The 18,707-nt window shown below is 59.5% G+C and carries 18 protein-coding genes; 12 read left to right on the top strand and 6 right to left on the bottom strand.

Annotation, left to right across the window (positions count from 1 at the left end):
• Positions 1-154 precede the first annotated feature (154 nt).
• A complete protein-coding gene (locus FHP24_RS24415; RefSeq protein ID WP_139678847.1) occupies positions 155-1,930 on the bottom strand; it encodes a glucan ABC transporter ATP-binding protein/ permease in 1,776 nt (591 codons plus the stop codon).
• A 272-nt stretch (positions 1,931-2,202) separates the two neighbouring features.
• Here FHP24_RS24415 and FHP24_RS24410 point away from each other — a divergent pair, with 272 nt between their 5' ends.
• The 5 genes from FHP24_RS24410 (at position 2,203) to ispG (ending at position 9,992) form a co-directional block, all read left to right on the top strand.
• Complete coding sequence (locus tag FHP24_RS24410; RefSeq protein ID WP_139678846.1) at positions 2,203-2,943, top strand: helix-turn-helix transcriptional regulator; 741 nt, start codon at positions 2,203-2,205, stop codon at positions 2,941-2,943.
• 113 nt (positions 2,944-3,056) lie between these two features.
• A complete protein-coding gene (gene pyc, locus FHP24_RS24405) occupies positions 3,057-6,515 on the top strand; it encodes a pyruvate carboxylase (RefSeq protein WP_139678845.1) in 3,459 nt (1,152 codons plus the stop codon).
• Between the two features lie 121 nt (positions 6,516-6,636).
• Positions 6,637-7,449: a DeoR/GlpR family DNA-binding transcription regulator gene (locus FHP24_RS24400; protein ID WP_139678844.1), complete on the top strand. Its 813-nt coding sequence runs from the start codon at positions 6,637-6,639 to the stop codon at positions 7,447-7,449.
• The gene (locus FHP24_RS24395; protein ID WP_139678843.1) at positions 7,446-8,639 is read left to right on the top strand and encodes an MFS transporter; all 1,194 of its coding nucleotides are present in this window, start codon (positions 7,446-7,448) and stop codon (positions 8,637-8,639) included. Before FHP24_RS24400 ends, FHP24_RS24395 begins: the two co-directional genes overlap by 4 nt.
• A gap of 99 nt (positions 8,640-8,738) precedes the next feature.
• Positions 8,739-9,992: a flavodoxin-dependent (E)-4-hydroxy-3-methylbut-2-enyl-diphosphate synthase gene (gene ispG / locus FHP24_RS24390; protein WP_139678842.1), complete on the top strand. Its 1,254-nt coding sequence runs from the start codon at positions 8,739-8,741 to the stop codon at positions 9,990-9,992.
• Here the strand turns inward: ispG and FHP24_RS24385 are convergent, their stop codons facing one another.
• A complete protein-coding gene (locus FHP24_RS24385; RefSeq protein WP_139678928.1) occupies positions 9,993-10,595 on the bottom strand; it encodes a TetR/AcrR family transcriptional regulator in 603 nt (200 codons plus the stop codon).
• 71 nt (positions 10,596-10,666) lie between these two features.
• On the opposite strand from FHP24_RS24385, the gene FHP24_RS24380 reads away from it, so the two are divergent.
• On the top strand, positions 10,667-11,161 hold the full coding sequence (locus tag FHP24_RS24380) for a cupin domain-containing protein (RefSeq protein ID WP_139678841.1): 495 nt from the start codon (positions 10,667-10,669) through the stop codon (positions 11,159-11,161).
• A 124-nt stretch (positions 11,162-11,285) separates the two neighbouring features.
• Positions 11,286-11,942: an OmpA family protein gene (locus FHP24_RS24375; RefSeq protein ID WP_139678840.1), complete on the top strand. Its 657-nt coding sequence runs from the start codon at positions 11,286-11,288 to the stop codon at positions 11,940-11,942.
• Positions 11,943-12,010: 68 nt separating this feature from the next.
• Here FHP24_RS24375 and FHP24_RS24370 read toward each other — a convergent pair whose 3' ends face one another.
• Positions 12,011-12,925: a polyprenyl synthetase family protein gene (locus FHP24_RS24370; protein ID WP_139678839.1), complete on the bottom strand. Its 915-nt coding sequence runs from the start codon at positions 12,923-12,925 to the stop codon at positions 12,011-12,013.
• A gap of 173 nt (positions 12,926-13,098) precedes the next feature.
• Here FHP24_RS24370 and mtgA point away from each other — a divergent pair, with 173 nt between their 5' ends.
• From mtgA to rpmF, 3 genes are all read left to right on the top strand, one after another.
• Positions 13,099-13,800 carry a monofunctional biosynthetic peptidoglycan transglycosylase gene (gene mtgA, locus FHP24_RS24365; RefSeq protein WP_139678838.1) on the top strand — a complete coding sequence of 234 codons (702 nt, stop codon included), beginning with the start codon at positions 13,099-13,101 and terminating at the stop codon, positions 13,798-13,800.
• Between the two features lie 67 nt (positions 13,801-13,867).
• Complete coding sequence (locus FHP24_RS24360) at positions 13,868-14,527, top strand: glutathione S-transferase family protein (protein ID WP_139678837.1); 660 nt, start codon at positions 13,868-13,870, stop codon at positions 14,525-14,527.
• Between the two features lie 167 nt (positions 14,528-14,694).
• Complete coding sequence (rpmF, locus tag FHP24_RS24355) at positions 14,695-14,880, top strand: 50S ribosomal protein L32 (protein ID WP_112458846.1); 186 nt, start codon at positions 14,695-14,697, stop codon at positions 14,878-14,880.
• Positions 14,881-14,967: 87 nt separating this feature from the next.
• Here rpmF and phaR read toward each other — a convergent pair whose 3' ends face one another.
• Positions 14,968-15,549: a polyhydroxyalkanoate synthesis repressor PhaR gene (gene phaR / locus FHP24_RS24350; protein WP_139678836.1), complete on the bottom strand. Its 582-nt coding sequence runs from the start codon at positions 15,547-15,549 to the stop codon at positions 14,968-14,970.
• Between the two features lie 230 nt (positions 15,550-15,779).
• Here phaR and FHP24_RS24345 point away from each other — a divergent pair, with 230 nt between their 5' ends.
• Both FHP24_RS24345 and phbB read left to right on the top strand, forming a co-directional pair.
• Entirely contained in the window at positions 15,780-16,961 is a 1,182-nt protein-coding gene (locus FHP24_RS24345; RefSeq protein ID WP_139678835.1) for an acetyl-CoA C-acetyltransferase, read from the top strand.
• A gap of 34 nt (positions 16,962-16,995) precedes the next feature.
• On the top strand, positions 16,996-17,724 hold the full coding sequence (gene phbB / locus FHP24_RS24340) for an acetoacetyl-CoA reductase (RefSeq protein ID WP_139678834.1): 729 nt from the start codon (positions 16,996-16,998) through the stop codon (positions 17,722-17,724).
• Positions 17,725-17,811: 87 nt separating this feature from the next.
• Here phbB and FHP24_RS24335 read toward each other — a convergent pair whose 3' ends face one another.
• Both FHP24_RS24335 and FHP24_RS24330 read right to left on the bottom strand, forming a co-directional pair.
• Positions 17,812-18,069 (bottom strand): YMGG-like glycine zipper-containing protein, encoded by a 258-nt coding sequence (locus FHP24_RS24335; RefSeq protein ID WP_139678833.1) that lies wholly within the window; start codon positions 18,067-18,069, stop codon positions 17,812-17,814.
• A 30-nt stretch (positions 18,070-18,099) separates the two neighbouring features.
• A complete protein-coding gene (locus FHP24_RS24330) occupies positions 18,100-18,255 on the bottom strand; it encodes a DUF3309 family protein (RefSeq protein WP_082547286.1) in 156 nt (51 codons plus the stop codon).
• Positions 18,256-18,707 lie beyond the last annotated feature (452 nt).

Below are 18,707 nucleotides of genomic sequence, written 5' to 3'. Positions count from 1 at the left end.
CGAACATCTGCCAGGTTTCGGTATGTTGCGACGTGGTTAGATTCTAGGGACAAGCCCCAGGATGACGCCGGAAGGCAGGCCTATGCCAACCCCGCAAACAGAAAGGCCTGACATTCCTTGGAATGCCAGGCCCTGGTCTTTCATCGAAAGCCGATCACACCGGCGTCGGCGAAGCCTCCAGCTTCTTGGCTTTCTCCTCGTCGCTGTCGTCCAGCAGGCCGCTGGTTCTCAGCAGTGAGGCGAAGCGGCCGCCGAGGCGGCTCAGTTCGTCGTAGCTTCCCATTTCGGCGATGCGGCCGTTGTCGAGGAAGATCACCGTGTCGGCATCGCGTACGGTCGAAAGACGGTGGGCGATGATGAAGGTTGTGCGGTCCTGCCGCAGCTTGTCGATCGCCACTTTCACGCGGGCTTCGGTTTCCACGTCGAGCGCGCTGGTCGCCTCGTCCAGCACGAGGATGGGGGCGTTCTTGAGGATGGCGCGGGCGATGGCGATACGCTGGCGTTCGCCGCCGGAAAGCTTGTTGCCGCGCTCGCCGACCGTGGTCTCGAAACCGTTGAGGCGGGTTTCGATGAACTCGGTCGCAGCGGCCGCTTCGGCCGCCTTGATGATGTCCTCCTCGGTCGCACCCTCGCGGCCAAGGCTGATATTGTCGCTGATGGAGCGGTTCAGAAGGCCGGCGTCCTGGAAGACGGTGGCGATCTGCTGACGCAGCGATTTGCGCGTGACGGTCGAGATATCGATCCCGTCGATCAGGATCTTGCCCTGTTGCGGATCGTAAACCCGCTGGAGGAGATTGATGAGCGTGGTCTTGCCGGCACCGGTCGGGCCGACGATCGCGACGGTCTGGCCGGCTTTGGCAGTGAACGAGATGTTGTAAACACCCTGCTTGGTATTGGCAAAACCGAAGTTCACGTCGCGGAATTCTACCTCGCCGCTGGTGTCGCGAAGCTCGCCGGCATTGGCCGGTTCGGCACGGTCCTCGACCGAATCCTCGAGAGCGAAGAAATCCTCAAGCTTGGCCCGGGCTTCGAAGATCTGGGTGGCGAACTGTCGCAGCAGGTCGAGGCGGGCGATCAGAAGGTTGGCGAAGCCGATGAAGGCGACGACGTCGCCGACACGGATCTCGCCGCGCTGGACCAGCGTCGTGCCGATGACGAGGATGACGCCCATCGAAACAGTGGAAGCGGTGCGGTTGAGGCCGCCGGCAAGCGCCCACCAATCGAGCACCGGATATTGCGCCTTGAGCAGATCCTTGGTGTAAGCCTTGAGCGCCTGTGTTTCTGCCTCGATGCGATTGTAGCTATGCAGAACGGAGACGTTGCTGATCGAATCGCTGACGTGGGAGAAGACCTGGTGGTAATGGCTCTCGACGGATGCCTGGCCCTCCTTGGTGCGTTTCATGACCGCGACGCCGATGATCCAGTAAAAGACGCTGAGGCAAAGAAGCACGAGGCTGAGGCGCCAGTCCATGGAGATCGCAGTCGGGATCAGGAAGAGGATCGCCACGGCTGTTGCCAGGTGCGTGCGCATGAATTCGAGCCAGAGGCCGAACAGGCTTTCGGCGGCGCGAAGCAGGGTATGCAGCGCGTTCGAGGTGCCCCGCTGGTGATGCCAGGAAAGCGGCATCGAGATGATTCGTCCGAAGGCTTCGGTCAGCAGAGAGGCCCGGCGTCCATGCGCCAGCCGGTCTGCCTCACGGGCCACGAGTACGTAGGCCACCGTATTGAAGACGCCGAAACCTGCCCATAGGATCAGGACGTTGGTTACTGCCCCACCGGAGGATATGGCATCGATGATCCAGCCGAACAGGATCGGCTCGGCAATGGTGATCACGGCCAGCACGATGTTTGCAATGACGACAGCCGTAACCCGCCACTTGTTCTTGCCCAGGTATTTTAGTGCCCGCGCGTAAACCTGAAATAGTGTCAACCGTTCAACCTCTTCAGTCGCTTCCACCCTAATGTGGGTCACTGAGCTTTATGGACAATACAAGGCGATTCCAAGCCATTATCGTACGGTCGATTGTGTCAGTATGGTGTGTCGTGTAAAAAAACTGGAATGCACGTATTTGTAGTGTTTATCGATTGCGCAATGCTAGATTTGACGGTTCGGTTTCAACGAATGCTAACGACCGTTGTAAACAATTCAGGCGATTGCGGCATATGTAATTCGGCATGCCCGGTTCGGGCGCGGGGGCGGTATTGAATATTACCATGATTGTCCAGTTCCTCGTCTTGCTTGGGGAAGCAAAGACACAGGAACAGGTTGACGCCCAGCTGGAAGGCCTGGTCAGCAGCTACGGATTCGATTTCTACAGTGTCCTCATCCAGCCATTGCCGCAGCTGAAGCTGCAGAGGTCGGTTCTGGCCGCCCAATGGCCGGAAAACTGGACGGAACTCTATGCACAGCGGAAATATTCCCTGATCGATCCGACCTTGCGCTGGCTGCGTGCGGCGCAACGGCCGTTTCGCTGGAAGGAGGCACTGCTGACATTAAAGGCCGATCCACACCGTCAACGGATGAAGCGGATGATGCAGGAGGCAGGACGGCACGGGCTGCATGACGGGTATGTGTTTCCCATCCATGGCCGCAACGGGCTTGTCGGCAGCTTTGCCATCGGTGGCCAGCCTGTTGATCTTTCGCCGGCCGAACTCAACCTGTTCGATGCGGCGGCCAAGGCGGTTTTCTGGAAATTGCTGGAGCTTCGCCACCAGGCGGATATTTTCGAGAATATCCCGCTGAGCGACCTGCAGCTGACGCGGCGCGAAATGGAGGTCACGCTTCTGCTCGCCAACGGCCTCACCTCCAATGAAATCGCGAAGGAGCTCGATATTTCCAGTCATACCGTCGATTGGTACATTAACGGCCTGCACGAAAAGTTCGGAGCGAATAACCGGCAACATCTGATCGCGCTTGCATTTCGGCTGGCGCTGATCGCCTGAGGCAATCTGTGCAACCGGAGGCTCCTTTTTCAATCAACTTTATACTTGCGTAATTTCAGGGATATTGATCTCTTGCGCTGCAATAAATCCAATTCTGCCGTGGGGAGATCGCCTTGCCGATAAAAAAGATCCTTGTTGCCAACCGATCCGAGATCGCAATCCGTGTTTTTCGCGCAGCCAATGAACTCGGGATCAAGACGGTCGCGATCTGGGCAGAGGAAGACAAACTTTCGCTGCATCGGTTCAAGGCGGACGAGAGTTATCAGGTCGGGCGCGGTCCGCATCTTTCCAAGGATCTCGGTCCGATCGAAAGTTATCTGTCTATCCCGGAAGTCATCAGGGTTGCCAAGCTTTCCGGCGCCGATGCGATCCATCCGGGTTACGGCCTGCTGTCGGAAAGCCCTGAATTTGTCGATGCCTGCGACGAGGCCGGGATTATTTTCATCGGTCCGCGGCCGGATACGATGCGCCAGCTCGGCAACAAGGTGGCTGCCCGCAATCTGGCGATTTCCGTCGGCGTTCCCGTTGTGCCGGCAACCGAGCCGCTGCCGGACGACACGGCCGAAGTGGCACGGATGGCCGAGGAGATCGGTTATCCTGTGATGCTCAAGGCCTCCTGGGGCGGCGGCGGGCGCGGCATGCGCGCCATCCGAGACCCGAAGGACCTTGCCCGCGAAGTGGTTGAGGCCAAGCGCGAGGCGATGGCCGCCTTCGGCAAGGATGAGGTCTATCTGGAAAAGCTGGTCGAGCGTGCCCGCCACGTGGAAAGCCAGGTTCTGGGCGATACGCACGGCAATGTCGTGCATCTGTTCGAGCGTGATTGTTCGATCCAGCGGCGTAACCAGAAGGTCGTGGAACGCGCGCCGGCACCTTATCTATCGGAATCTCAGCGGGCCGAGCTTGCCGCCTATTCCCTCAAGATCGCTGCTGCGACGAATTATGTCGGCGCCGGCACGGTCGAATACCTGATGGATGCGGACACGCAGAAGTTCTACTTCATCGAGGTTAATCCGCGCATCCAGGTCGAGCATACGGTGACGGAAGTCGTTACCGGCATCGACATCGTCAAGGCGCAGATCCACATCCTCGAAGGTTTTGCGATCGGCACGCCGGAATCGGGCGTTCCTTCTCAGGAAAATATCCGTCTAAACGGTCATGCGCTGCAATGCCGGATCACGACGGAAGATCCCGAACACAACTTCATTCCGGATTACGGCCGTATCACCGCTTATCGTTCGGCTGCCGGTTTCGGCATCCGGCTCGACGGCGGCACGGCCTATTCGGGCGCGATCATCACCCGTTATTACGATCCGCTACTGGTCAAGGTCACGGCGTCGGGCTCCACTCCCCAGGAAGCGATCAGCCGCATGGATCGCGCACTGCGTGAATTCCGTATCCGCGGTGTGGCGACCAATCTGACCTTCCTCGAAGCGATCATCGGGCATCCGAAATTCCGCGACAATACCTATACGACGCGGTTCATCGACACGACGCCGGAACTGTTTGAGCAGGTGAAGCGCGCCGACCGCGCGACGAAGCTTCTGACCTATCTCGCTGATGTGACCGTCAACGGCCATCCTGAGACGAAGGGGCGGCCGGTGCCTTCGGACAAGATATCGAAACCGGTTCTGCCCTTCATCGAAGGGACGATCCCGGCCGGCACAAAACAGAAGCTCGATGAACTCGGGCCGAAGAAATTTGCCGAATGGATGCGCGGCGAAGGCCGGGCTCTGATTACCGACACGACGATGCGTGATGGTCACCAGTCGCTGCTTGCCACCCGCATGCGCACGCACGACATCGCCAATATTGCCGGGGTTTATGCCCGCGCGCTGCCGAACCTGTTCTCGCTCGAATGCTGGGGCGGCGCCACTTTCGACGTTTCCATGCGCTTCCTAACCGAAGATCCGTGGGAACGGCTTGCGCTCATTCGCGAGGCGGCGCCGAACATCCTGCTGCAGATGCTTCTGCGCGGGGCAAACGGTGTTGGCTACAAGAACTATCCCGACAATGTCGTCAAATATTTCGTTGCCCAGGCGGCGAAAGGCGGCATCGATCTGTTCCGCGTGTTCGACTGCCTGAACTGGGTCGACAACATGCGCGTGTCGATGGATGCGGTGAACGAGGAAGGCAAGCTCTGCGAGGCAGCGATCTGCTATACCGGCGATCTCGGCAATTCGGCACGGCCCAAATACGACCTCAAATATTATGTCGGCCTGGCACAGGAACTGGAAAAGGCCGGTGCCCACATCATCGCCGTCAAGGACATGGCCGGGCTTTTGAAACCCGCCGCCGCCAGGGTGCTGTTCAAGGCACTGCGTGAAGCGACATCGCTGCCGATCCATTTCCACACGCATGATACGTCCGGCATTTCGGCGGCGACCGTGCTTGCGGCTGTCGATGCCGGCGTCGATGTGGTCGACGCGGCAATGGATGCGCTGTCCGGCAACACATCGCAGCCCTGCCTCGGTTCGATCGTCGAGGCGCTCTCTGGTTCCGAGCGCGATCCGGGTCTCGATCCGGAATGGATCAGAAAAATCTCGTTCTACTGGGAAGCGGTGCGCAACCAGTATGCGGCCTTCGAGAGCGATCTGAAAGGACCCGCATCGGAAGTCTATCTGCATGAAATGCCGGGCGGACAGTTCACCAATCTGAAGGAACAGGCCCGTTCGCTGGGGCTCGATACCAAATGGCACAAGGTCGCCCAGACCTATGCCGACGTGAACCAGATGTTCGGCGATATCGTCAAGGTCACGCCGTCGTCCAAGGTGGTCGGCGACATGGCATTGATGATGGTTTCTCAGGACCTGACGGTTGCCGATGTCGAGAACCCGGACAAGGATATCGCGTTTCCGGAATCGGTCGTCTCTATGCTCAAGGGCGATCTCGGCCAGCCTCCGGGCGGATGGCCGGAAGCGATCCAGAAAAAGGTGCTGAAGGGCGAAAAGCCCTATACAGCTGTACCCGGCTCGCTGCTGCCGCCGGCCGATCTTTTCAAGGAGCGCCAGGACATCGAGGAGAAGCTTTCTCGCAAGGTCGACGACTTCGAGTTCGCCTCTTACCTCATGTATCCGAAGGTGTTCACCGATTTCGCCCTGGCGTCCGAAACTTATGGTCCGGTCTCGGTCCTGCCGACGCCCACCTATTTCTATGGGCTGGCGGATGGCGAGGAAATGTTTGCCGATATCGAACGCGGCAAGACGCTTGTCATTGTCAACCAGGCGATGAGCGCTGCGGATGCGCAGGGCATGGTGACGGTGTTCTTCGAGCTGAACGGCCAGCCGCGCCGCATCAAGGTGCCGGATCGCAACCGCGCCGCTTCCGGTACCGTCCGCCGCAAGGCCGAGACCGGGAATGTCGCGCATCTCGGTGCGCCGATGCCGGGTGTCGTCTCGACGGTGGCCGTATCCTCCGGCCAGACGGTGCAGGCGGGTGACGTGCTCTTGTCCATCGAGGCAATGAAGATGGAAACCGCTCTTCATGCGGAAAAGGACGGGGTTATCTCCGAAGTGCTGGTGAAGACGGGCGACCAGATCGACGCCAAGGACCTGCTGGTGGTCTACGCGAGCTGAGAGATGTTCAAGCGTGATTGATGCAAAGGCGGCTCGTTATGCGGGCCGCCTTTTTCATTCCGACACATTTCGTGTTTTGCACGATGTTGCACATTAATGCCGATTAATGCATGATTTCGGTATGGATCATTTTGTCGGTGAAAGACAGGCGAGAATATTTGCGGAGCTTCGTGCCAAGGGGCGTGTCGCAGCACAAGATCTCGCCCAGGCCTTTGGTGTCTCGGAAGACACGATACGGCGTGACCTGCGGGAAATGGCCGGGCGCGGAGAATGCGAGCGGGTCTATGGCGGTGCATTGTTGCCGAGCGGGCAGACGGTTCCGCTGAAAACGCGAATTTCCGAGCAACCCGATCGTAAGATGGTTCTGGGGAGTAAGGTGGTTGAATTGCTTGCGGAAGGCAGCGTGGTCTTCTTCGATGCGGGTTCGACCAATCTGGCAATTGCCCGCAGTCTTCCCGAGGGATTTCGTCTGACGGCCGTCACCAATACCCCGGCGATTGCCGCTGAGCTCGCCGGCCGGCCGGGTGTCGAGCTGATCGTCATCGGGGGGCGGGTGGAGCCGTCCGTCGGGGCCGCGATCGATTCCACGGCAATCCGCCAGCTTGAAACGATCAGTCCCGATCTTTGCGTTATCGGCACTTGCGGCCTGACGCTGGAAGACGGGCTGACTGCAGACATTTTTGAAGATGCCGCCTTTAAGCGTCTGGCCAGTGCCGCGAGCAAAAACAGCCTTGCCGCCGTCACCTCGGACAAGCTTGGGCTCAGGGCGGCATTCCATGTCGGCATGCTGCAGGCGCCTCTGTCTCTCGTGCTTGAGGCCGATGCGGACGAAGTTCTTGTCCAGGAACTGGCTCTTCGTGGCGTTGCGGCACATCGAAGCGATGCCGCCGAACCAAACAACGAAAAAAAATCATCGAGAGGAAATACGCCATGAGCCAGTCGGATGTCGAAAAGGCGGCGCGCCCGCTTGCATCCTATGTGACCAAGGAAAGGGCAGGTGTCGCGCTTCTGTTCCTGATGAACGGTTTCATGATCGGCGCATGGGCGCCGAAAATACCGGAATTCGCCTCGCGCCTCGGTCTCAGCGAAAAAGAGCTGGGGTTGATGATCCTGGTTTTCGGCGTCGGCTCGATCATCATGATGCCGATTGCCGGAAGCCAGATCGCACGGTTCGGGTCCAGTACCGTATCCAAGTTCATCGCCGTGTTTTTGACACCCATGCTGCTGCTTCTGTCGGTGACCGGAGAAATCTGGAGCGGGGTCGTGGCGATCTTCTTGTTCGGCGGTCTCATCGGCGCCATGGACGTGGCGATGAATGCCAATGCGGTGGCAACCGAAAAGCACATGCGCCGGGCCATCATGTCGTCCTGCCACGCATTCTGGAGCCTCGGAGGCCTGATCGGCGCATCGACGGGCGGTTTCCTCATTCAATGGGCGGGCGTTCTTCCGCATGCGATCATCGTTACCGTGGTCGCTGCCCTGATGATCGTGCTTGCATGGCGGATCGTGCTGCATGACGCGCCGCATCCGGACGAGCACAAGGACGGGACGAAAAGCCGGTTGCCGCGTTCGCCGCTGCCCTGGCTGATCGGCGTGATTGCGCTGTTCTGCATGATCCCGGAAGGGGCGATCCTCGATTGGGGCGCGCTTTACATGCGCAACGAGCTCGGCGCATCGGTGGCGTTGTCCGGTTTCGCCTTTGCCGGCTTTTCCCTCACCATGGCGATCATGCGGTTTGCCGGCGATCTGATCCGTGACCGGCTGGGTGCGGTAATGACGTTGCGGATCTGCGGCACGATCGCGATCTGCGGGCTTGCCACTATCGGCCTTGCACCGAACACGACCATCGCGATCGCGGGCTTTGCGCTGGCTGGGATCGGTATTTCCAACATGGTGCCGATCGTGTTTTCGGCTGCCGGCAATCTGCCGGGCATGGCGGCCGGGGTCGGACTTTCCGTGGTCACGACGATGGGTTATTCCGGCATCCTGCTTGCACCGTCGGTGATCGGTTTCGTTGCCGAACATACCGGGCTGGCGTCGATCTTTCTTGCCCTGTCGGGTTTTCTCGTGGTCGTGCTCGCCGTATCCCGGCTTGCCCGACATGCAGATGGTACGCATCACTGAAGGCGAATGCCGCAAAAGTGCCGCAGGTGAGTGGTTGACAAGCGGCAAGGCATACGCCACCTGAATTGCAACTCTGCTTGTAGGCACCGAGACGCGACCATGACATCACCCATCGACTTCGATCCGAAACCGCGCCGTCAGACCGTTGCGGTCGATGTCGGCGGCGTCATCGTGGGTGGTGGTGCACCGGTCGTGGTGCAGTCGATGACCAATACCGACACGGCTGATATCGATGCGACCGTGGCGCAGGTCGCAGCACTCTACAAGGCCGGTTCCGAGATCGTCCGCATCACCGTCGATCGCGACGAGAGTGCGGCGGCCGTGCCGAAGGTGCGCGAGCGCCTGTTGCGGCTCGGCCTCGACGTGCCGCTTGTCGGCGATTTCCATTATATCGGCCACAAGCTTCTGTCCGACCATCCGGCCTGTGCCGAAGCGCTGGCGAAATACCGGATCAATCCGGGCAATGTCGGCTTCAAGGACAAGAAGGACAAGCAGTTCGGCGACATCATCGAGATGGCGATCCGTTACGACAAGCCTGTGCGTATCGGCGTAAACTGGGGCTCGCTCGACCAGGATCTGCTGACCACGCTGATGGACCGCAATGCGCAGGCCGGTTCGCCGCTTTCGGCCCGGCAGGTCATGCACGAGGCGATCGTGCAGTCGGCGCTGATTTCCGCCGAGCTTGCCGAATCGATCGGCCTGCCGCGAAACCGCATCATCCTGTCCGCCAAGGTAAGCCAGGTGCAGGACCTGATCGCCTGTTATTCGATGCTGGCCGAACGGTCGAACCATGCACTGCATCTCGGCCTTACCGAGGCTGGCATGGGGTCGAAGGGCATCGTCGCCTCCTCGGCTGCGATGGGCTATGTGCTGCAGCATGGTATCGGTGACACTATCCGCGTTTCGCTGACGCCTGAACCGAATGGCGACCGGACGAAGGAAGTCCAGGTGGCCCAGGAAATCCTGCAGGTCATGGGCTTCCGCCAGTTCATTCCGGTGGTCGCCGCGTGTCCGGGCTGCGGTCGCACAACATCGACGGTGTTCCAGGAACTGGCCCAGAACATTCAGAATGACATCCGCAAGAACATGCCGGTCTGGCGCGAGAAATATCCGGGCGTCGAAGCGTTGAACGTCGCTGTGATGGGCTGCATCGTCAATGGTCCGGGCGAAAGCAAACATGCCGATATCGGCATCTCCCTGCCGGGTACGGGCGAAACGCCATCGGCGCCGGTGTTTATCGACGGCAAGAAGGCGATGACGCTGAAAGGCCCGAATATTGCCGGCGATTTCGAGAAGCTCGTCGCTGACTATATCGAAAACCGTTTCGGCCAGAACCGCACGGCTGCCGAATAATCACTCGGCCTCGGCCAGCGCTTTCGCGAGCATGGCCTGGGCGGACCAGCGTACGATCTGTTCGGCTCTTCCTATATCCATGGCACAGACGTCGCGCAGCACGACGATCGCCTCGATGCCCGTTAGCAGTGACAGGCCGGCGAGAAGCTCCTCATAGGCCGATTTCGACAGCCTTTCCTCGATAGGCTGCAATGCCTGCGACAGCCAGGGAATACGGCGGCCGGTGCGGGGGATCTGGTCGTTGGTGACGGCTGCGGCCAGAAACGCGCGGAAGACGCTCTCGTTTTCGGCGACCATGCGGAAAATCCGGCCAACCATCTCATCCAGCCGCTGCTCGACCGTGCCTGTCCGGGCAGTTTCCTCGGAAAGATGGACCTGTTCCGCCACCGCATCCAGCACCGCTTCTCGCAGCATGTCATCCGGTTTCGAGAAATAACGATAGGCCGTGGCGCGCGAAATTCCGGATGCATCCGCGACATCCGCCACCGAAAACGACGTTCCCTGTTCGATCATCTGACGAGCCGTTCTCAGCAGTTCGGCGCGTGTTCTCTTCTTCTGGTTGATTCTCTCAAACTTGGTTTCGCGCAATACTTGACCGGTCATCATGTTTCCTTTATGAGATAATAATCTCATTAAGAGGCGATCGTATCATAAATAGAAAAGAGGACAAGACGATGATGGCCGCCAAGGTCGATTCAAACAGCAACATATGTGGCGACACCGGACCGATGACGGTTCATTTTCTCGGCAACCTGCTGACCTTCCATGTCCGCAGCGCCGCAACCGGTGACAAGTTTACTCTGATCGAGAACCGCACCGCACCCGGACAGGGCGCGCCTCTGCATCGCCAGGCAGACGACGAAGCTTTCTATGTTCTGGAAGGGCAATACGAATTTTTCCTCGATGGCGACTGGCACCTGAAGGGTGCGGGCGAGGCGGTTCATATCGTGCCCGGCACCGTTCACGCGTTCCGCAATCCGGGAAAGACCGATGCACGTATGCTGATCATCAATTCGCCCGGCAGCCATCACGAGGCTTTTTTCGTAGATGTCGGCGACAAGGCCGAGTTCAGGCAGACGGCTTTCTCGCCGATTGCACCGCCGGATATTCCGGCCATTGTCGCCAGCGGTTTGCGCAACCATATCGAAATCCTTCCGCCCGCCGCATGACGGCGATCGCAAGTGGGGCTTTCTTCTCGTCAGTGGCCAATGACCGGGAGAAAGCAGCCCCTTCCTCGTTTTGCCGCATTTCGTGGTAAGGAAGTGCGACCACCTAGGACGGGAAACGATTCGAATGCTCAAGAAATTTGCCATCGTCGCACTGGCTGCGACCTTCCTTTCTGCCTGCACCACGACCGACCCGTATACGGGCGAGCAGAAGGTTTCCAACACCGCGGGCGGCGCCGCGATCGGTGCCGGTATCGGCGCTCTCGGCGGTCTCGTCATCGGCGGCGGCAACAAGGGCCGCAATGCGCTTATCGGTGCAGCAATCGGCGGCCTCGCCGGCGGCGCGATCGGCAATTACATGGACCGTCAGGAATCCGAACTGCGCCAGCAGCTGCAGGGAACCGGCGTTTCGGTTACCCGCCAGGGCGATCGCATCATCCTCAACATGCCGTCGAACATCACCTTTGCGACCGACCAGGATCAGGTCATCCCGCCGTTCTACCAGACGCTGGATTCCGTCGCGATCGTTCTGAACAAGTTCGGCAAGACCTATATCGACGTGAACGGCCATACCGACTCGACCGGCAGCCTGCAGCATAACCAGGGCCTGTCTGAGCGCCGTGCTGCCTCCGTCGCCAACTATCTGGGTGGCCGTGGTGTCGACCAGCGCCGCATCTCGACCATGGGCTTCGGTCCGTCGCAGCCGGTCGCTTCCAACGCGACGGCGGACGGCCGCGCGCAGAACCGCCGCGTCGAAGTGGCGATCGCACCGATCCAGCAGTAAAAATCAGCCTGCCGTCGTCTCATCGGTCGGCGGCAGGCTCAATTTTTGTCAGGTACGATGTTGTCGGATCAGCTCTGGCGATTTGCGACGAAGCGGGCTGCCTGCTGCAGGATCTCGGCTTTCGCGCCATAAGGCTCAAGCAGGTCGACGGCTTCCCTGGTCAGGTCGTTCAGCGTCTTTTCCGCCCATTCCATCCCATGCAGTCCGATCAGCGTGCCCTTGCCGCGTCCGGCATCCTTGCCGGCTGCCTTGCCGAGCGTTGCTGCATCGGAGGTGACGTCGAGAAGATCGTCGGCCAGCTGAAAGGCGAGGCCGATCTTTTCGCCAAACACCCTCAGCCGCTTGCGGTCGTCATCGGATGCTCCGGCAATGACCGGGCCGGCCTCGCAGGCGAAGCGTAAAAGCGCGCCGGTCTTCATTGCCTGCAGGGTACGGATTCCGGCTTCATCGGGTGCATTTTTTTCGGCTGCCAGATCGAGCGCCTGTCCGCCGGCCATGCCGCCGACGCCTGCTGCGCGTGCCAATGCCGAGACCAGCTGAACCTTGCCGTCTGCTGCAAGCGCCGTCTCCGGTGCTGCGATGATATCGAAAGCGTAGGTCAGCAGGCTGTCGCCGGCGAGGATCGCGACCGCCTCGTCGAAAGCCTTGTGGACCGTCGGCTGGCCGCGGCGCAGATCGTCGTCGTCCATGGCCGGCAGATCGTCATGGATGAGCGAATAACAATGCAGGCATTCCAGCGCTGCACCGATTCGCAATGCAGTCTCGTGGTTACCGCCGAAAAGGGCGGCGCTTTCGACGACGAGAAAGGGTCTGAGCCGCTTGCCGCCGTTCAACGTTCCGTGACGCATGGCGGCGGTCAGATTTTCCGGCCGGGCGATTTCGTCATCCAGAACCTGCTGCGACAGCAGGCGCATCAGCAGAGATTCCGTCTCGGCGGCGCTCTGCTTCAATCGGATCTCGAAGGAGGTCTGCTCTTTGCTCATGGGCCGCTGTCTTGCATGCCGTTCGACGGCTGGCAACGGGATTTACCACCCCACAGGAAGTTTTGGTGCCGGACTCGTCACAGGCTGTCATTGTGGCTATGAAAGTCACAGCCCATGGGAACGTCACGTTGGACATCACGCCGGATCGACAAGACGCGGAAGAGGAGCCCGCCATGCCGAAACGGCTAAAGGCGGGATCGCTCAGACATGCCGCAAGGCGTGTGGTTCTGGTAGTCCTGGTGCTTCTGGTTCTGCCCTATCTGCTGATCCCGGTCTATGCGTTGCCCTTCACCCGGCCGGTCTCGACTCTGATGCTATCGGAACTCGTGCTGCTTCGCGGTTATGACCGGCGCTGGGTGGATATCGACGCAATATCTCCCAATCTCGTGCGCGCCGTTATGATGTCGGAAGACGGGCAGTTCTGTTCCCACGGCGGTGTCGACTGGAGGCAGATGCGCGGTGTGATGCAGGATGCGCTCGATGGAGAGGCGACCCGCGGCGCCAGCACGATATCGATGCAGACCGCCAAGAACCTGTTCCTGTGGAATGGCCGCTTCTTCGTGCGCAAAGTGCTGGAACTGCCACTGGCGCTCGCTTCCGATACCGTGTGGTCGAAACGGCGGATGATGGAAATCTACCTTAATGTTGCCGAATGGGGGCCGGGCATCTATGGCGCCGAGGCGGCGGCACAACATTATTTCAAGACCAGTGCCTCGAAACTCAGCACCAGCCAGTCGGCGCTGCTTGCCGTCGCCCTTCCCAATCCGTTCACCCGCGTTGCCAGCAAGCCCGGACGTGGCATGCGCCGTCTTGCGGCCCTGATCGATCGCCGCGCTCGCAATTCCGGCGAGTATATCAAATGCATTTATGGGTGAGTTCTAAGCTTTTCATTGGAGACATGGGGCGACCGCCTGTAGCCTGCGCGTAACGCTGGAGGCTGCGATGGACGAACTCACCCTTTATATCGGCAACAAAAATTATTCGTCATGGTCGTTCCGGCCGTGGATCGCATTAACGGCGGCCGGCGTGCCGTTTCGCGAAGTGCTGATCCCATTCGACGATGCCGGGGGAAATCCGGAATTCAGGACGATCTCGCCCACGGGCCGGGTGCCGGTTCTGCATCATGGCGAGTTTCGGGTGTGGGAATCGCTTGCGATCATCGAATATGTCGCCGAGCTTTTTCCGGAAAAGGCCATCTGGCCGAAAGCAACGGCTGACCGGGCCGTGGCGCGTTCAATCTCGATGGAGATGCTCTCGGGCTTCAGGGGGATACGCAATGCCTGCCCGATGAACATTCGCCGGCCAAAACGGTCGCTCGATCTGCCGCAGGACGTGCAGGCGGGCGTCGACGCCGACGTCGCGCGGATCTCCGCGATCTGGACTGAACTGACGGCACGCTCGGGCGGGCCTTATCTGTTCGGTGAGTTTTCGGCGGCGGACGCGATGTTTGCGCCGGTCGTCAATCGGTTCGAAGCTTACGAGCTGTCGTCCGACAAGGCGGTGCTTGCCTACATCGCCGCAATGAAGGCGCATTCTGCATGGAAAGCATGGGAGACGGCGGCCCTTGCCGAGACCTGGATCGTACCCGCGGACGAAGCCTGATGCCTTTGATTCGCATGATCCAGTACTCATGCGAAAAAATGCCGGTGGGGACTGGTCAAAGCCCTGACTGGCATGTATAAGCCAGCCAAATTTCCGAGATCGAGACGTGACGGGTTCGGCCTCACCGGGGCCGAATATGGCGTTTTGCACGAAGTGGAGTAACACAAATGGCAGTACCAAAAAGAAAAGTTAGCCGATCCAAGCGCGGTATGCGCCGCTCCGCCGACGCGCTCGCTACCCCGACATTCGTCGAGGACAAGAACTCCGGCGAACTTCGCCGTCCTCACCACATCGACCTGAAGACCGGCATGTATCGCGGTCGCCAGGTTCTGACGCCGAAGGAAAGCGCATAAGCGCTTGCTTTTGAGCAATCACTTTAAAGCCCGGTTTTCACCGGGCTTTTTTGTTGCGCTTGGTTCTGATCTTTCGACGTTGCGGTGTCAGGCGCCGAGGCTGTCCAGCCGGCTCTGCAGATTGCGCAGCTGTTCCTTCAACTCGTCGATATCCCGAGCTTCCGCCTTTTTCGGTGCGGGGCTTGCCGGTGCCGCGGAATAGGGCGCGAACATCTGCATGGCCTGGCGGAACATTTCGGTGTTGCGGCGCACCTGATCCTCCATCATCTGTATCGGGGCCTGAAAATTCTTGCCGAGCGGGGTCTCGCCGAAGGCGCGCGTCATCTGTTCGCGCATCTGCACCTGCTGCTCGGTGAAGGCATGCATCGACTGTTCCAGAAAAGTCGGCACGACCGTCTGCATCTGGTCGCCGTAAAAGGAAATTAGCTGCCGCAGGAATGAAACGGGCAGCAGCGTGTTTCCGGTCTTCGATTCCTGCTCGAAAATGATCTGCGTCAGGACGGAATGGGTGATGTCTTCGCCGCTTTTGGCATCCTGCACCGCAAAAACCTCGCCCTTCTTCACCATCTTGGCGAGATCCTCAAGGGTGACATAGGTGCTCGTACCGGTGTTATACAGCCGCCGGTTGGCGTATTTCTTGATAACGGTTTCGCCTTCGGCTTTCGCCATAGCTTTGCCTCCCACAGCATGGATCTTGTGATTTTTCGGGCTAACGCCCTTCTCCCGCTGGAAATGTAAGCCCAAACCATGCTGTGAGACAATGTTTTTGTGCGGCGCGACGAAAATCGTGTTGCGCAGCAAATTGTGCCAGATGCATCTCTGCATGTGTCCATTTGACACCCCGACCAAGCTTTGCCAGTGTCCGCCGCAATAAATTTAGAGGAAACGCAAGGACGCTCATGGCCAGCCCAGCTATCGTCATCGCCGCCGCCGGTCGTACCGCCGTCGGATCTTTCAACGGGGCCTTTGCAAGTGTCCCGGCGCATGAACTCGGGGCCACCGTGATCAGGGGCGCGCTTGCGCGTGCCGGTGTCGAGGCGGGTGAGGTGGACGAGGTGATCTTGGGGCAGGTTCTGCCGGCGGGCGAGGGGCAGAACCCGGCGCGGCAGGCCGCCATGAAGGCAGGCTTGCCACAGGAGGCAACGGCCTGGGGCGTCAACCAGCTCTGCGGCTCGGGCCTGCGCGCCGTTGCGCTCGGCATGCAGCAGATCGCACTCGGGGATGCAAAGATCATCGTCGCCGGCGGCCAGGAATCCATGTCCATGGCGCCGCATTGCGCCCATCTTCGCGGCGGCGTGAAGATGGGTGATTTCAAGATGGTCGATACGATGCTGAAGGACGGCCTGACCGACGCGTTCTATGGCTATCACATGGGAATCACGGCGGAAAACATCGCCCGTCAGTGGCGGCTGTCGCGCGATGACCAGGATCAGTATGCGGTGTCTTCACAGAACAAGGCCGAGGCCGCGCAGGCGGCCGGGCGGTTCACCGACGAGATCCTGCCTTTTGTGCTGAAGGGCCGGAAGGGTGATGTAACGGTCGATCAGGACGAATATATCCGCGCCGGTGCCACATTCGACCTGATGGCAAAACTCCGTCCGGCCTTCGACAAGGACGGCACGGTGACGGCCGGAAATTCTTCCGGTCTCAATGACGGTGCTGCAGCCGTGGTGCTGATGACGGAAGATGAAGCCAGGCGTCGGGGCATAGAGCCGCTTGCTCGCATAGCCTCCTGGGCAACGGCTGGTGTCGATCCGCAGATCATGGGAACGGGACCGATCCCGGCGTCGCGAAAGGCGCTGGAAAAGGCCGGCTGGAAAGTCGCGGATCTCGACCTCATCGAAGCGAACGAGGCATTTGCAGCACAAAGCTGTGCTGTGGTGCGTGACCTCGGTCTCGATCCATCGGTCGTCAACGTCAATGGTGGAGCGATCGCCATCGGTCATCCGATCGGCGCGTCCGGAGCCCGTATTCTCAACACCTTGTTGTTCGAGATGAAGCGACGCGGATCGTCCAAGGGACTGGCGACGCTTTGTATCGGTGGCGGCATGGGTGTCGCAATGTGTCTGGAACGGGCTTGAGTCTCGTGTCGGTTTATAAAGAGAAGGAAGAGTGATGGGGCGGGTTGCTCTCGTTTCGGGCGGAACGCGCGGCATAGGTGCTGCGGTTTCGATCGCGCTCAAGGCTGCGGGCTATCGTGTCGCGGCAAGTTATCATGGCAATGACGAGCGGGCCTCCCAGTTTCATGAGGCTACCGGCATTCCGGTATTCAAGTGGGACGTGTCGGATTACGACGCCTGCGTTGCCGGCGTCGCGGCCGTCGAAAAGCAGTTAGGACCGGTTGAAATCCTCGTCAACAATGCCGGCATTGCGCGGGACAACATGTTCCATCGCATGACACCGCAGCAATGGAACGAGGTGATCGGTACCAATCTGACTGGCCTGTTCAACATGACCCATCCCATCTGGCCGGGCATGCGCGAGCGCGGTTTCGGTCGTGTCATCAGCATATCCTCGATCAACGGGCAAAAGGGCCAGCTCGGTCAGGCGAATTACGCCGCAGCAAAGGCGGGCGATCTCGGTTTTACCAAGGCGCTGGCGCTCGAAGGGGCATCCCGAAACATCACGGTCAATGCGATCTGCCCAGGTTACACCGAGACCGACATGGTGAAAGCCATTCCCAGCCAGGTGCTGGAGGAAAAGATCCTGCCGCATATTCCGGTGGGGCGGCTCGGCAAGCCGGAGGAAATTGCCCGATGCGTGGTGTTTCTCGCATCCGACGATGCAGGTTTCATCACCGGCTCGACGCTTACTGCCAATGGCGGCCAGTACATGGCCGGCTGAAAATTTCAATTTCCGGAATCGCAAAAAGTTAAGGCCGGAATCGGTTTCCCTATCCTGGCCTTAACTTGTCTTTGGAAAACGTACCGCTTAGCGGCAACGTGCCTCGTAGTTACGGCCATAACGGTCGCGATAGACGCAGTAGCCGTTACGCTTCTGGGATTCGCCGATGGCTGCGCCGATCAGGCCGCCGCCGACTGCACCAACTGCTGCGCCGCCCCAGCTGTTTGTGACGGCGCCGCCGATAAGCGCACCGGATCCAGCACCGATGGCAGTCCCCTTTTCAGTCGAGGTGCACGATGCGAGAGTGCCGACAAGTGCGGCGATCAGCAGGATCTTTTTCATAATTGGTATTCCTTCCCTTCCACGTTGATTTTGTCAGATCCTGCCCATCAGAAGCAGGATGATGATGATGAGAACGACAAGACCCAAGCCGCCGGACGGGCCATAACCCCAGTTCCGGCTATGGCCCCAGTTCGGCAGAGCGCCGATAAGGAGCAGAATGAGTATTACGAGTAGGATCGTTCCGAGCATGGGTTTGTCTCCGCTTTCCTGAAACCAGGATGAATTCGCGGTGAGAACGTCATGGCGGAAGTTTTGTTCCATCGGATCGGAAGTACTTGTTCTCACTCCTCGTTACCGGCTGTTAAAGCGCGTTGAAACGGGACATCGCGGATGAGGTTGCGGTGATGAAATGCCGGTTTTCCGCCATTGACTCTTCAACCGTTGCGAGTCCTTTGGCTGTTTGAGCCTGGATTCAACGGAATCGCATGCCTGCGCAACATTCGGTATTCTCAATCGAATCTTTGTCTACATGTTGTGAGAACGGAAGGTGAATCGTCTGAGTCTTCGATTCGTCGCCGATTCGTTCGCGTTTGTTCCGAAGAGACTAGCCAGACCGGTTTTCAATGGCTTCGACCGTCTTTCTTCTTGCGTTTGTCGTAATGCAACGCCATGTGTTGCGGGACTTCGGGCGGTAATTTGGC

This window comes from Aliirhizobium smilacinae (assembly GCF_006335145.1).
Taxonomy (GTDB): Bacteria; Pseudomonadota; Alphaproteobacteria; order Rhizobiales; family Rhizobiaceae; genus Neorhizobium; species Neorhizobium smilacinae.
Note: the sequence above shows the minus strand (reverse complement) of the source record. Positions and strands in the feature narration are given on the sequence as shown.

Excerpts from the sequence above, each read along its gene's own strand:
- FHP24_RS24360 (WP_139678837.1), top strand. The coding sequence starts at position 13,868 with ATGGACGAACTCACCCTTTATATCGGCAACAAAAATTATTCGTCATGG.
- FHP24_RS24395 (WP_139678843.1), top strand. The coding sequence starts at position 7,446 with ATGAGCCAGTCGGATGTCGAAAAGGCGGCGCGCCCGCTTGCATCCTAT.
- phbB (WP_139678834.1), top strand. The coding sequence starts at position 16,996 with ATGGGGCGGGTTGCTCTCGTTTCGGGCGGAACGCGCGGCATAGGTGCT.
- FHP24_RS24380 (WP_139678841.1), top strand. The coding sequence starts at position 10,667 with ATGATGGCCGCCAAGGTCGATTCAAACAGCAACATATGTGGCGACACC.
- mtgA (WP_139678838.1), top strand. The coding sequence starts at position 13,099 with ATGCCGAAACGGCTAAAGGCGGGATCGCTCAGACATGCCGCAAGGCGT.
- rpmF (WP_112458846.1), top strand. The coding sequence starts at position 14,695 with ATGGCAGTACCAAAAAGAAAAGTTAGCCGATCCAAGCGCGGTATGCGC.
- FHP24_RS24375 (WP_139678840.1), top strand. The coding sequence starts at position 11,286 with ATGCTCAAGAAATTTGCCATCGTCGCACTGGCTGCGACCTTCCTTTCT.
- FHP24_RS24400 (WP_139678844.1), top strand. The coding sequence starts at position 6,637 with ATGGATCATTTTGTCGGTGAAAGACAGGCGAGAATATTTGCGGAGCTT.
- FHP24_RS24330 (WP_082547286.1), bottom strand. The coding sequence starts at position 18,255 with ATGCTCGGAACGATCCTACTCGTAATACTCATTCTGCTCCTTATCGGC.
- FHP24_RS24345 (WP_139678835.1), top strand. The coding sequence starts at position 15,780 with ATGGCCAGCCCAGCTATCGTCATCGCCGCCGCCGGTCGTACCGCCGTC.
- FHP24_RS24385 (WP_139678928.1), bottom strand. The coding sequence starts at position 10,595 with ATGACCGGTCAAGTATTGCGCGAAACCAAGTTTGAGAGAATCAACCAG.
- ispG (WP_139678842.1), top strand. The coding sequence starts at position 8,739 with ATGACATCACCCATCGACTTCGATCCGAAACCGCGCCGTCAGACCGTT.
- phaR (WP_139678836.1), bottom strand. The coding sequence starts at position 15,549 with ATGGCGAAAGCCGAAGGCGAAACCGTTATCAAGAAATACGCCAACCGG.
- FHP24_RS24370 (WP_139678839.1), bottom strand. The coding sequence starts at position 12,925 with ATGAGCAAAGAGCAGACCTCCTTCGAGATCCGATTGAAGCAGAGCGCC.